General features: G+C 44.5%; 8 protein-coding genes. 6 read left to right on the forward strand and 2 right to left on the reverse strand.

What is annotated here, in order from left to right:
• Positions 1-378: 378 nt before the first annotated feature.
• Entirely contained in the window at positions 379-1,659 is a 1,281-nt protein-coding gene (locus tag GJQ68_RS15765) for a M23 family metallopeptidase (protein ID WP_162418271.1), read from the reverse strand.
• A gap of 234 nt (positions 1,660-1,893) precedes the next feature.
• On the opposite strand from GJQ68_RS15765, the gene aspS reads away from it, so the two are divergent.
• Entirely contained in the window at positions 1,894-3,651 is a 1,758-nt protein-coding gene (gene aspS, locus GJQ68_RS15770; protein WP_162418272.1) for an aspartate--tRNA ligase, read from the forward strand.
• Positions 3,652-3,681: 30 nt separating this feature from the next.
• Here the strand turns inward: aspS and GJQ68_RS15775 are convergent, their stop codons facing one another.
• Complete coding sequence (locus GJQ68_RS15775; protein ID WP_162418273.1) at positions 3,682-4,371, reverse strand: lysoplasmalogenase; 690 nt, start codon at positions 4,369-4,371, stop codon at positions 3,682-3,684.
• Positions 4,372-4,785: 414 nt separating this feature from the next.
• On the opposite strand from GJQ68_RS15775, the gene GJQ68_RS15780 reads away from it, so the two are divergent.
• From GJQ68_RS15780 to GJQ68_RS15800, 5 genes are all read left to right on the forward strand, one after another.
• Positions 4,786-8,103 (forward strand): TonB-dependent receptor, encoded by a 3,318-nt coding sequence (locus GJQ68_RS15780; protein ID WP_162418274.1) that lies wholly within the window; start codon positions 4,786-4,788, stop codon positions 8,101-8,103.
• Between the two features lie 28 nt (positions 8,104-8,131).
• Positions 8,132-9,112 carry a fasciclin domain-containing protein gene (locus GJQ68_RS15785; RefSeq protein WP_162418275.1) on the forward strand — a complete coding sequence of 327 codons (981 nt, stop codon included), beginning with the start codon at positions 8,132-8,134 and terminating at the stop codon, positions 9,110-9,112.
• A 360-nt stretch (positions 9,113-9,472) separates the two neighbouring features.
• Entirely contained in the window at positions 9,473-10,549 is a 1,077-nt protein-coding gene (locus GJQ68_RS15790; protein ID WP_162418276.1) for an efflux RND transporter periplasmic adaptor subunit, read from the forward strand.
• Between the two features lie 5 nt (positions 10,550-10,554).
• Entirely contained in the window at positions 10,555-13,617 is a 3,063-nt protein-coding gene (locus tag GJQ68_RS15795; RefSeq protein WP_162418277.1) for an efflux RND transporter permease subunit, read from the forward strand.
• Position 13,618: 1 nt separating this feature from the next.
• Positions 13,619-14,941 (forward strand): TolC family protein, encoded by a 1,323-nt coding sequence (locus tag GJQ68_RS15800; protein ID WP_162418278.1) that lies wholly within the window; start codon positions 13,619-13,621, stop codon positions 14,939-14,941.
• Positions 14,942-15,026: the final 85 nt, after the last annotated feature.

Here is a 15,026-nt window from a genome sequence, read left to right on the forward strand (position 1 = left end):
ATGAATCCCTACGGTACGGATAAAAAAATACGAAATTAAAATCTGTAGAAATGATTTTTAAATATATTATAGTTTTTATTTACTATAATATAAAGAATAATATATTTTATATGTAACGGTGGTTTAAAATAAACCCCTTCGAATTTAGACTAGGAAGGTAGGAAGAATTAAATAGAAGGAGATATAAAATAATCAGAATAATAATAGAATGGGGTCAAACGTTTGATGTCAATGGAGTTTCAACCGAATTATTAGTATTTCACTAATCAGAATGGCTGTTTATAAATAAAAAATGAATTTACAGCTGCGTTAAAAAATAAACTGAAAACACCCGTTGAGATGCTATTTTTTATCCCAACGGGTATTTTTTAAACCGGGCTACTTCGAGTAGCTACTTGTAAGTAATTCTGTTTTTTCGGTATAAGGGATAGCAGATAGTTTTCCTATTTTTTCTACTTTCACTTGTTCAAAAGCCTGTAGGTTTTCTGGTGCAATAGGTTCCGCAGGGGGGATGTCTTCCCGAAGCCAATCCACCTGTTTGCCATGTTTCCAGAAACGAAAGCAAAGATGCGGGCCAGTGGCAAGTCCCGTGCTGCCCACGTATCCGATGACCTGACCTTGCTTTACACGAGTGCCTTTTCGGATCCCCTTACCAATTTTAGACATGTGCAGGTACTGGGTAGAATAGGTGCCATTGTGTTTTATTTTGACATAATTTCCATTGCCACGGCTGTATCCGGCCTCCAGGACCGTGCCATCGCCCACGGTACGGATTTCAGTACCTCTGGGGGCGGCATAATCGGTGCCCAGATGGGCTTTATAGCGTTTTTGAACGGGATGGAATCGGCTTAGACTGTACCGGGAGCTAATCCGTGTGAATCGCAGGGGATCCCGGAGAAAGGCCTTCTTGAGGCTATTCCCTTCCTGATCAAAATAAGAAACGATCCCGTTTTGCTCAAAGGGAATGGCATGGTATCCCTGTCCCATATGCTCAAAATAGGCTGCCTCAATGTCCTCTATGCCAACTGTCTGGTTTTCAACCAGTTGCTCTTTGAATACTACTTTAAATTTATCGCCTTTTTGCAGGCGTTGGAAATCTACCACCCAGCCATACAAATCAGCAAATTGGTCAATGAGATCAGGGGTCAGCCCTAATTGGGTCATGTTTACGTAGAGGGAGGAATTGATCGTTCCGCCAATCTCCCTGTTAACAATTTCCATCGGCTTACTTTCCAGATAAATTTCCGGCCGGTCCAGCTTGAATACCACAAACTCGGTGGGATTGGGTTCGTAGATGAAAAATTGTGCCTGTAGCGAATCTTTTGGAGTCAGGACGGTATATTTTTTATTAAAAGCGATTTTTTTAACGTCAAAAATTTCTGCAGATTTCCTGGCTATTTCGTCTATTATCTGATAGGGAACATTAAAAGGAGCTAAAATGGTAGATAACGTTTGGTTTCGTTTAACAATCCCTTCGATAATATCCAACTCATCCACATTGATGCCATATAGGAGGTTTTCTTCTACGGGCACTATTTCTTCGACCAGCACTTTCTCTTCGGTTTCTACTTCCGAAGCAGGAATTTCCTTTTTCTGACTTATCCAATAGCCCATCCCAATAATCAATAGGATTCCACCGTATGTCCAAAATTTTTTCATAAAATCAAGATTAAATAATAAATGTTACACAAAATAAGTCAATTATCTTGATAAATTTCAATCCAATAGCCTTTTTCTTTTTAAATATACGCTTTTTCACTTATTTCAAAGCAGCCAATTGCTTCATCAAACGGGTAAAATAGCCCTTCTATTGCTTTATCTTTAACCTAAAATAGCAATCTCTCCATTGAATGTTTATCTTTGGCGATTAATTGCAAATAAACAGAATTATTTATGCTTAGAACACATACTTGTGGGGAATTGCGGTTGGAGGATTTGAATAAAAAAGTAACCCTTGCCGGCTGGGTGCAACGGGTGAGAAACAAAGGAGGCCTAATTTGGGTAGATTTGAGGGACAGGTATGGAATAACCCAGTTGATATTTGAAGAAGGAGAAGCGGATGCTGCGCTGCTGAAAAGTGCCGGGTCTCTGGGCAGGGAGTTTGTCGTGCAGGCCCATGGCAAAGTCATTGAGCGTACGGCAAAAAACACTAAAATTCCTACAGGGGAGATCGAGATAAAAGTAAGTGACCTGCAGGTACTGAACAAAGCGAAGGTACCTCCTTTCATCATTGAAGACGATACGGATGGAGGCGAAGACCTGAGGATGAAATACCGGTATCTGGACTTGAGAAGAAATATTATCCGGGAAAAATTGCACCTGAGGCACCGAATGATGCAGGAAACCCGAAAATACATGGATCTGGCCAATTTCATGGAAGTAGAAACGCCTGTGCTCATCAAATCCACTCCGGAAGGAGCCAGGGATTTTGTAGTTCCCAGCCGGATTCATGGCGGCGAATTTTACGCCCTTCCCCAGTCGCCGCAAACCTTCAAACAGCTATTGATGGTCAGCGGTTTTGACCGTTATTTTCAGATTGTAAAATGCTTTAGGGATGAAGACCTACGCGCAGACCGGCAACCCGAGTTTACGCAGATCGACTGTGAAATGTCTTTTGTGGAACAGGAGGATATCCTGGAACTATTTGAGGGCTTGATGCGGCATCTTTTTCAAGAGGTCAAAGGCATGGAGCTGGATGAAGTGCAGCGCATGAGCTATGCAGATGCCATGAGGCTGTATGGGAATGACAAGCCGGACCTGAGGTTTGGAATGACTTTCGTTGAGTTAAATGAATTGGCCCAGGGAAAAGGGTTTAATGTCTTCGATTCGGCAGAACTGGTAGCAGGAATATGTGCCAAAGGAGCCGCCGACTACACCCGAAAACAACTGGACGAACTTACCAATTGGGTGAAAAGGCCTCAGATTGGAGCCAAAGGCCTGGTCTATGTCAAGTGTAATTTAGACGGAACCTTTAAATCCTCTGTGGATAAATTCTATAGCCAGGAAGACTTGAAAAGCTGGGCTGAAAAGGCAGGAGCGGCCGCCGGAGATCTGTTATTGGTTTTGTCCGGAGCGCTTGATGCTACCCGAAAGCAGCTATCTGAATTGCGACTCAGAATGGGAGACGATTTGGGATTGAGGGATAGATCGGTATACAAAGCACTTTGGGTGTTGGATTTTCCATTATTGGAATGGGATGAAGAAACGGCCCGGTACCACGCCATGCATCACCCGTTTACCTCTCCCAAAACGGAAGACATTCCCTTGCTGGAAGCGGATCCGGGAAAAGTACGTGCCAATGCTTATGATTTGGTGATCAATGGGGTAGAAATAGGGGGTGGTTCCATTCGTATTCACGACAGGGAACGACAGCAACTCATGTTCAAACACTTGGGGTTTACAGAGGAAGAAGCCCAGTCCCAGTTTGGATTCCTGATGGAGGCGTTTGAATACGGCGCGCCGCCTCATGGCGGAATTGCCTTTGGGTTTGACAGGCTTTGCGCGATTTTTGGCGGGAGCGATTCGATCAGAGACTACATCGCCTTTCCAAAAAACAATGCGGGAAGAGATGTTATGATTAATTCTCCCAGCAGGATCTCAGACGATCAGTTAACAGAACTGTCACTGGCGATTCATCGGAAGAAAGACTAGGCAAAATCGCCATCTTACCCCGCACACGTGCTAACGCGGAGAAATCAGATGGCTTCGGATACCCATGATGATTAGAAGCTGTGCTAAGGTGTATGTACCCATGATCAGTACATCGCCATCTGGAATGGGTTCAAAGAACCTGTCCAGTGCCAGCAAGCCGTCCGAAATAAAAAACAGAAAGGCACCCAGAAACAATTGCCAAAAGCTGGCCGCATTGGTTCTTCCAAATCGTTCCCGGGCCAGCGTTAGCATCATGACCAGGACCAGTAAATACATCACTACAGGTATTTTTAGCTCATTTAGCTGCTTATGGATCAAAAAATAAACGAAGGCTGCTAAAATGTAAACCGGTAGGTTGTATAAAAACATCTTGATGAAGTTTACCTTCAAGGGATTAAAGAGATGATTCTGCGTAAGCTTGAAAGCGATGATATAGCAAATATGGGTCATAAAAAATGCACCAAGACCATAGAGAAACAAATTGGGGAAGAGGAGTAGGACATCGCCTGCCAGCGAAAAAAACAGTGCAGCAGAAACACTTTTTCTTAGCAGGCTTCCCCGGATAAGGGAGGTGGATTGAAGAAAATAACCCAGCAGGAAAGCCATAAGAAGTGGTTTGCTAAAAATGCGGTATTGGCTTTCAGAGTGGACAATCAATGCCATGTCTGCCAGAGCTGCAACTAAAAAAAGATAGAGCCAGACAATTCCTTTTTTATACATTTTATTGGTTTTCGGTGGGAAATTTCTATTTCGGTCCAAAAGATAAAGACTTTATAGGTAAAAATTCAAACCGGGGGTCGTAGCCGGCAAATTTTCCACAGCGGATTTTGAAAAGGGTTTGTTGAACGGAAATTTTAGGCAAATACCCTGTCAAATTGAAAGGGTATTTAGAAGTTTATAGGGCATTTTTGAAAATTTCAGCATAAAAACACGTTTTAGAAGTAGAATTGTAGGCCTTAAAAAAATTTACTTCTTAATTCTAAAGTTAGGGAATTGTTAACTACTTTTACGGGATAAATTGAAAACATAACAATTCGCAAAAAAGATAGTCTTAATATAAGGTTACCTTTGTACCTGCCCTAATAACCTGATTTCTTAACGAAAGTTTTCTAATTCTACCTAACTACTATTAAAATGAGGCAACTACTACGAAAAAGTCTTTTTGCGATGCTAACCCTTGTATTGATCTCGGGTTTAGCCTATTCGCAGGGAGTGACCACCGCCAGCATGCAGGGAACTGTTTCTGATGACACCGGGGAAACGCTGCCCGGAGCGAATGTGGTCGCGATCCACGAACCTTCCGGAACGCGATATGGTACCGTCACCAATATTGACGGTCGATTTAACCTTCCCAACATGAGAGTAGGAGGCCCGTATACGGTTACCTTTTCTTTCGTAGGTTTCGATGAAAAGGTGTTTGATGGCATTATCCTTTCTTTGGGCCAGAAATACACCATCGATGTTACCTTTACGGATGGGGTGGAGCTCGAAGCCGTAGAGATAATCGGAAGAAGAGACGGGATCATGAACTCCGACAGAACAGGTGCATCTACCTCCCTAAACAATGAACGAATAAACTCCATGCCTACGATCAGCAGGGGTATCAATGATTTCACCCGGCTCACTCCTCAAAGTAACGGTACCAGTTTTGGGGGAGCAGATCAAAGGTATAACAACTACACCATTGATGGGAATTTGTACAACAACAACTTTGGCCTGGGTTCCAGCCAGTTTGCCGGAGGCAATCCCATATCGCTCGACGCGATTGAAGAGGTTCAGGTAAACATTGCTCCTTATGATGTTACCCAAAGTGGGTTCACCGGAGCAAATGTGAATGCGATTACCAAAGCTGGCTCTAACGAATGGAGGGGCACTGCTTACACTCTATTTAGAAATGACCGGCTGCAGGGAATCACCGTAAATGGTGGCCGTGAAGTTCCGTTTTCCGAGTCGCAAACTAATATCCATGGAATTGCTTTTGGAGGCCCCATTATCAAAGATAAGTTATTTTTCTTCGTAAGTGCAGAAACGGAAATCAATGACCTTCCCGGCGACAACAGATTGGCCGCCCGACCGGAACAAGGGCTGCTTCCTGACAATCAGATTGTATCGAGAGTTCCTGCTGAAAGAGCGGAATTTGTCAGCCAGCAACTAGACCAGTTGTATGGATACCAGACCGGTGCTTACGAAAACATACCTTTCGCAGATGATGCGACCAGACTAAATCTTCGCCTGGATTACAATGTCAATGACAGAAATAAATTGACCGTAAGGTATAACCGTTTTCAGCAGTTAAGAGACGTGACGGTAAATGGAAACAGTATCAGGGGCCTTCCCGGAAGCTTACGCTATAGAAACACCAACAGAGGCGGAATCGAGGCATTGACGTTCAGAAACACCCATTACACTTCTGAGAATAATGTGTCGTCTATCGTAGCTGAACTAAATTCAACCCTTGGAGACAACATGGCCAATTCCCTGAATATCGGTTATACCAGTGCGGTCACACAGAGAGGGGTACCGGGCGGTCAGGAATTTCCGATGATCGAGGTGTTGGAATTTGACGGGAACACCCCCCTCTATTATCTTTCTATGGGAACTGAATTGTTTACCAGGGGAAATCTTCTGGACAACAAGACATTCAACCTGACCAACAATTTCAACTACTTTATGGGTAACCATACCTTTACAGCAGGGGTTAATTTCGAATACATGACGTTTGACAATGCCTTTAACCCCACATGGGATTCCTGGTACAGGTACAATTCCTATGACAGTTTTGTAGAGAGTGTGATTAATCAGAACCCGGATGTGATTCCTGATGGATTTGCCATCGGTTTCACTTATGATGCAGACAATCCATTTACCTTGCCTACCGATCAGGTAAGTTTCGGCCAAGTAGGTATGTACATCCAGGATGAATATCAGGCCACCAGAGACTTGAAAATTACCGGAGGTTTGCGGGTAGACTTGCCTTTCTATCCCATTGATGCCCCCAGAAATCCCCGGTTAGATGCTTTAAATATTTCAGTAGAAAACCCCAGGGAGCCTGGTCAGATGATCAGCCCGGATGTGAGTCAGTTTCCTCCGGTAAATCCTGTCTTCTCGCCCAGGTTTGGGTTTAATTGGGATGCCATGAGTGATGGTTCGTTACAGGTAAGAGGGGGTTCGGGATTGTTTGCAGCTAGACCTATTTTCGTTCACCTTTCCAATCAGATCAATGCCAATGGAATCACCAGAGGATTTGTGGGGAGAACCCCAGATCAATGGGCAGAAGGTGAATGGCAGGGCTTCCAGTCTGACATCAATTACTACCGACCAAATCCGGCAGAGCAGGAGCCTGATATCTCCAGCTCTGTAAACGTGACGGATGAAAACTTCAAATTGCCACAAACCTGGAGATCGAATTTGGCCGCAGATTATCAATTCGGAGACGGGTTTATTTTTACCCTGGAAGCCATGCATTCCAGCGACTACAACATGCCATTCTCAGCCAATCTGGCCAGTACCCCAACCGGTGAATCAGTCAATATCGGAGGGAATGCTTACCCAACTTACAGTCAGGGAATCAATGGCACGGGAATCAATGAGCTATTTTTACTAACCAATATCGATGTGGGTACTTACAACGCGCTGACCTTGTCTTTACAAAAGGATTGGGGATCAGGGATTTTTACCAGCCTGGCATACACCAGAAGCCAAAAAAGAGATTTTGGCCTGATCGGTGGCTCACAGGCAGCTTCCTTGTGGCCTACGGGGGTACAGACAGATAGAAATAATCCGGAGGAAGGTTTCAACCGCTTTGACCAACCGAACAGGGTAGTAGGTTTAATCTCTTTCAATACCAAAGGATTAAATGAATACAACAACACCCAAATTTCACTTTTTTATGAGGGTGGAGAGCAAGGCAGATACAGCTACACCTATTCCGGTAATTTTGGTGATGGCGGCGGTATCCGTTTGATGTATGTTCCTGAAAGCCTTGAAGATGCCCAGTTAGTGGACCGTGTCTCAGGAGGGGTAATCACCCAGACGGCTGCAGAGCAATGGGATATTTTGGATCAGTACATAGAAAATGATCCTTATTTACGAGCCAATAGAGGACAGGTAACCGAAAGAAACGGTGCCATGTTGCCCTGGTTGCACCGATTTGATTTCAGGTTGATACAGGATCTTCACCTGACCAAGGATACCAATCAGCATAAACTTCAGATTTCCCTGGATATCTTAAATGTCGGGAACCTATTGAAGGATTCATGGGGAGTAGGTCGGCAGGTGATACAAAGTAACCTGTTGGATCTTAATGGAGTAGATGACAACGGCAATGCCCAGTTTACCTTAAATAGTATTCAAGGTCAGTCCGGTGTTTATCCTACCCAGGTTTCCCAGTCCCTTTTTAACCTGAACCAGACCTGGAATGCCCAGGTTGGCTTAAGGTATATTTTCAAATAATCTGTGGTCCAAAGAAAACATTCCTATTATGAATCATACGTTTAATAATATCCTATTTCTTCTGGCAGCGGGCATACTGATGGCTGGCTGTATCGATGCGAATTACGAGGAGCCCGTGGCAGGGCGAACCGAAGACCAACTTCTCAGCAACTTGGTTGCGGCCCAATCAGAGTTGAGTATTTTCAATGAATTTCTGGACAGCGAAGGCTTACTGCCTTTGTTGGTGAGTCGGCAAACCCAGGATCAGCGGGCAGTCTTTGCTCCTACAGATGCTGCTATTGAGGCGTTTATGTCAGAAAATGGTTTTGAATCGGCAGATGATATTGAAGGCCTGGAAAATGTTCTGGCGTATCACATTGCAGAGCCGAATATCAGGCAATCTGATCTGAGTGATACCAATTATAATTTCATTCAAACCAATGCCGACCAGAATATCTTTGTCAACCGATCCGGAGGCGAGGTGAGATTTAACAACCAGACTGTCAATATCCTGCGTTCTGAACGTGGAAATGGAACGGTACACCTGATTGATGAAGTATTGCTCCCGAGGTCAAATGCCATGGCAGCCTTCCTGGATGAAAATCCGGAGCTGAGTGTATTTAAGCAAGTGGTTGAACTTTTAGGGCTGAACTCACAATTATCTACTAATTTCAGGACGTTATTTATTCCAGACAATCAGGCCTTTGCAGACTTATTGACTGCACTTGGAGCAGGGTCGTTGGAAGAATTGGTGGAGATGGTTGGCGAAGAAGCATTGGAAGAGATTGTCAGGTACCATATCGTAAACGATCTGGTCTACTCTGCCAATGTTTCCGATAATCAGACTCTGACTCCTCAGTTTACCGGAGAGGTTATGCCCATGATTTCAATAGATGGAGGGAATGTCATGCTTACCTATGGGGAAGACCATGCATCTTCTACCCTGGTGACCGTGAATGATGATATTTTCCAAACTGGCTTTGTTCACATTATCGATAAGGTGATGCTACCCGTTAGGGAAATTGACTAAAATAGAATTCCCTAATTTCAACTGAGAATACATGGTAATCGGGCCACCTTGATTGAAGCAGGGTGGCCTGATTTTCTGCTTATATGGTAGAACCTCCGATACCTGCTCGATTACGGGGCATTTATTACCCGCCATTGGTGTTCTCGATTTGCCTCTCGTGTTTATTTATTTCCTTATAATAAAAATATCAGTTAGTTTAGTAGTTCGTTGGAATGTTTTCAGAAGTAATCTGTTGCTTTTCTATATAGGAAGGCAGATGAAAAAATTTTAATTTCCAAAACGTTAAACAAAAGCGAGAAAATTTGATTCTTGTATAGTACCCATTTAGCCACTAAACCTAATTTTATACCAGCACCCGTAATGAAAAAACAGACCAAAATTATTTTGATAGTTATCATCGTCTTGGTGATAGGTGTCTTATTTTTTTACCCCAGAATGGATATTTTTAGCGGAGGGGAGGAAAAAGCGACCACTTCTCAAAACGGTGAAAATCAATCCAGTCTGCCGGTGAACGTGGTAGAACTTAAGCAGGAAAAGCTGGAAAATAACCTGAATATTACCGGTTCCTTGATCCCCAATGAAATTGTCACCTTGAGGCCGGAAGTAGCCGGGCTGGTAGAAAAAGTAGCCTTCAATGAAGGACAGTTTGTCAGAAAGGGGACCCCCTTACTTTACCTGAATGACGAGGAGCTGGATGCCCAGCGGGAAAGGCTGAGCTATACCAAAAAATTGTACGAAAGCCAGGAGAACAGGCAAAAGGAATTGTTGTCCCGGGAGGCGATCAGCCAGGAAGAATATGACATCGTCCTAAATCAGTACAATACCAATCTGGCTGATTTAAGGCTTATTGAGGCGCAATTAAGCAAGATGGTTATTCGCGCCCCATTTGATGGGGAATTGGGATTCCGGCAGGTTTCCGAGGGAAGCGTTATCGGAACTACGGACGTGATTTCCAATATTGTCAATGTGGATCCGATCAAGATCGAATTTTCTATACCGGAACGGTATGTCAATGAAATCAAACCGGGTTCACTCGTTTACTTTCGGGCAAACAACAGCAGTGAGGAGGCCGAGGGAAAAGTATATGCCATAGAGCCTAATGTGGATGCCGCCACCAGAACCCTTAAAATCAGGGCAAGGAGTCCTAATAAGGAAAAGAAATTTTTGCCTGGGATGTTTGTAAGGGTAAGGTTGGTATTAAATGAAATAGACAATGCGATCATGATACCATCTGAATCCCTTATACCCGAATTGGAGGGGTATAAGGTATTCATAGCCAATGAAGGAAAAATTGAATCCAGAAAGGTGACAATTGGTCAACGGACGGATACCAGGGTTCAAGTTTTAGATGGTCTGGCTCCGGGAGAGCTGGTGTTAACTACCGGTGTATTGCAAGCCCGGGAAGGTATGCCTGTCAACGTCAACCAAATTAATTGATCATCATGTCCAGTTTATCCACTATCAGTATCCGAAGGCCGGTATTGTCCATCGTCATGTCCTTAACCATCATCATTTTTGGTATTATAGGGATATCCTATTTGGGCGTCAGGGAATTTCCAAGTGTGGACCCTCCGGTGGTTAATGTCAGGACCACCTACGTGGGAGCCAATGCCGATGTAATAGAGGCCCAGATTACAGAACCCCTGGAAGAAGGGATCAATGGGATATCCGGAATCAAAAGCCTAACGTCCATCTCCAACGATGGAGGAAGCAGCATCACGGTGGAATTTGAAGTCGGAGCCGACATGGAGGCGGCGGCCAATGATGTCAGGGACCGGGTCTCCAGGGCCCGGCGTAATCTCCCCATAGATGCCGAACCCCCTATCGTTACCAAGCAGGATGCAGACACCCAGCCCATTGTTTTTCTGAATATCCAAAGCGATCAACGGAGCTTACTGGAATTATCAGACATTGCGGCCAATATTTTTAAAGAGCGGCTTCAGACCATCGACGGGGTAAGTGAGATACGGATCTGGGGAGAAAAGGAATATGCGATCAGGTTAAGGATGGATCCCCTGAGGATGGCATCCTATGGGATTACTCCCCTGGATGTGCTTACCAAAGTACAAAGTGAGAATGTGGAGCTGCCTACAGGAAGTATTGAAGGCCAGTCGATAGAACTTTCGGTGAGGACCAGGAGCCGGATGAGCACCCCTGAGGAATTCAACCGGCTGATTATCAAAGAAGAGGAAAACAATGTAGTACGATTTCAGGATATTGGCAATGCCGAATTGGCTCCCCTCAATGAACGAACGGTATTGAAAAGAGATGGAGTGCCCATGGTCGGGGTTGCCCTCGTTCCGCTTCCGGGTTCGAATAGCATCGAAATCATGGATGAATTCTACCGAAGATTGGAGTTTATTCAAAAAGATTTGCCCGAGGACATAAAATTGGGAATCGGCTTTGACACCACCAAATACATCCGAAGCTCTATCAGTGAAGTCCAGGAAACGATCTTTTTGGCTTTTGTGCTGGTAGTGCTGATCATTTTTATCTTTCTCCGGGATTGGAGGACCACGTTCATACCGGTGCTGACCATTCCGATCAGTTTGATCGGCGTATTCTTCATCATGTACTTTGCAGGGTTTTCGATCAACGTACTCACCTTACTAGGCATCGTGTTGTCCATTGGATTGGTGGTGGATGATGCCATCGTGGTATTGGAGAATATCTACACAAAAATTGAAGGGGGAGAAGATCCCGATAAAGCGGCTGAAAAAGGTGCTGAGGAGATATTTTTCGCTGTAATTGCTACCACCGTAGCCTTGGCTGCTGTGTTCTTGCCGGTTATTTTCCTGACGGGTACTACTGGTAGGTTGTTTAGGGAATTTGGTGTGGTGGTGGCCGGAGCGGTGATCATTTCTTCTTTTGTGGCCCTCACCATGACCCCCATGCTAAGTTCCAAATTGCTTAAGAAAAGGGAGAAGAAAAATTGGCTTTATACCAAAACAGAACCTTTCTTTTTATGGTTGAATGACCTTTATGCAGGAGCCTTATCCCGTTTTATGAAAGTAAAGTGGCTTTCCTTCGTGTTATTAGCCATTATGGGTTTTGGAACGTACCTTCTTTTCAATGATATACCTTCCGAATTGGCTCCCATAGAGGACAGGGGACAAATAAGGATCAACCTTGCCGGGCCGGAAGGAGCTACTTTTGGCTATATGGACCGGGTCATTGATGAAATGACGGAAGAATTGATGAATTTGGTGCCGGATGAGGAAAGAGCGGGATTAATTTCAGTGACATCCCCAGGATTTGGAACGGCCAGCACCAACTCAGGTTTTGTGCGGGTAGCGCTCGTAGATGCGGATGAACGGGCAAGGTCCCAACAGGAGATTTTTGATGAGGTTTCGGAATACCTGAAAACCAAAACGGCAGTTCGGGCCTTTGGGGCACAAGAACCCTCTATTGGCGACCGCAGGGCGGGGTTACCCATACAGTATGTCCTTCAGGCACAGACCTTGGAGAAATTAAAAGACATTATTCCAGTCTTTATGGAACGGGTAGGGCAAAATCCGGCATTTAGCTTTTCGGATGTCAACCTGAAATTTACCAAGCCAGAAATTGAAGTGGAGATAGACCGGGAAAAAGCCAGGAATATTGGTGTATCGGTTCAGGAAATCGCCAGAACCCTTCAGTTAAGTTATTCCGGTCAGCGCTTTGATTACTTTATCATGAATGGAAAGCAATACCAGGTGGTGGGAGAAATGCGATTGGAAGACAGAAATGAACCCATCAATCTTCGAATGCTTTATGTCAGAGGAGAAGACGGGCAGCTGGTGCAAATGGATAACTTGGTGACCATTTCAGAAAGAAGCACCCCACCGCAGCTTTACCGATTCAATCGTTTTGTCAGTGCCACCGTTCAGGCCCAGTTGGCACCGGGCGAAACCGTGGGATCAGGATTGGAGGAAATGGATAAAATTGCGGCTGAAGTTTTAGATGAAACGTATTCCACTGATGTGGCAGGCTTGTCCAAGGAATACCGGGATAGTTCCAGCAGTTTGGTGTTTGCCTTTATCTTTGCTCTTGTGTTGATTTACCTGGTGCTTTCGGCCCAGTTTGAAAGTTTTATGGATCCGCTGACCATCATGTTTACGGTTCCCCTGGCGATATTCGGAGCATTGTTTTCCTTATGGGTATTTGATTTTACCCTTAATGTGTTTAGTCAGATCGGAATCATTATGCTTATCGGACTGGTCACCAAAAACGGTATCCTGATAGTGGAGTTTGCCAACCAGCGGAAAGCGGCCGGGATGAGTATTGCTGAAGCCATAGAAGGGGCTGCTGCGGCTCGTTTCCGACCCATTTTGATGACCAGTTTATCCACCATTTTGGGAATTCTTCCAATTGCCTTGGCTCTGGGAGCCGGTTCCGAAGGAAGGGTTCCTATGGGCGTTGCGGTTATTGGCGGATTGCTATTGGCTACCATTCTGACGCTTTTTGTAATTCCAGGCATTTATACTTATTTGACATCTAAAGAGGGCAGATTAGCAAGAGTCTAGTATGAAGAAATTTTTATTGTTAAGTATATGGATCGTTTTTTCCTCCAGGCTGCTGGCGCAGGAAAAAGAGTTATTGACTTTTGAAAAAGCGGTTGAGATCGGGTTGGAAAACAACTTTGACGTTAAAATAGCCACCAACCAGGTTTTGTTGACAGAAAATGACCGGAGGATAGGGACTAGTGTCTTGATGCCTACCCTTGACCTGAACAATACCAGGGGTTACCGACGAGAGGATACCGAGCAGGCCTTTGTCAACGACCCGGAAAACCCCAGGATCATTCCCGGAGCGCAAACCAGAACCAATAATTACAGCCTGGTAGCCATTTACGGGTTTAGTGCGGATGCCGTGGTAGCCCTGCAGAGGTTAGGAAAATTGGCAGAGGTGAGTGAACTGGAGGCCAAAGTGGTGATTGAGAATACAGTAGCGGCAATCGCAACGGCTTATTACAGGTTGGTTCTGGAGCAGCAAAGGTATGATGTGTTGAACAATACCCTGGAGCTTTCGGACGAACGGCTGGAAATTGCCAAAGCCCAATATGAATTTGGTAGGGCATCTAAGCGGGATTTTCTGGCTGCTCAGGTAGACTACAATGCCGACCTTACCGCTTTGGTTACCCAGGAACAGGTAATTCAAAATTCCAGAGTAAACCTGAATGAGTTACTGGCTTTGGGTATGGACGATAATTTTGCCGTAAAAGATACCATTACCATCAAGGAAGACCTATCCATGGAGGAGTTGCGGGAAAATGCCTATAACCAGAACAAGATGTTTTTGGTGACTCAGCGCATGGAAAATGTAGCCTACCTGCAGCTCAAGGAATTGAGAGCACAACGCTTGCCCACCATTACTTTAAATGGTTCCTACAATGACAATACGCTGAATTCAGATGCCGGATTCCTGTTGAGCAACGAACAACAGGGAATTAACCTGGGGGCGACCATTAGCTTAAATCTTTTCAGTGGTCTTTCTCTGAACCGGCAAATTCAGGGAGCCAAGATTCAAATCAATAACCAACGGCATTTGATGGAACAATACGAGAACCAGATGCTTTCGGATTTGCAGCGGACCTTCAACACTTATCAAAATAGCAAAAGGTTACTGGAAATCGAAAAGAATAACTACGAAGTGGCGATTGAAAATGCAGATATCACCTTGGATCGTTTTCGGCTGGGAATTACCAATTACCTGGAATTCCGTGACGCACAGGTAAATCGCTTGCAGGCAGAAAGCCGGTTGATCGAGTCGCTATTTGCAATCAAGGAAAATGAAATTGAATTAATGCGGCTTTCCGGGAAAATTTATTTCCCCGACACGGAAAACTAAGACATTTTGTTTGAAACGTATTTAATGATGAGCCAGGGGTAATCCTCCGGGCTTTTTTGTTTTATTAAGGATAAAAAGCTATTAT

It is taken from the genome of Cyclobacterium roseum (genome assembly GCF_010119225.1).
GTDB classification, from domain to species: domain Bacteria; phylum Bacteroidota; class Bacteroidia; order Cytophagales; family Cyclobacteriaceae; genus Cyclobacterium; species Cyclobacterium roseum.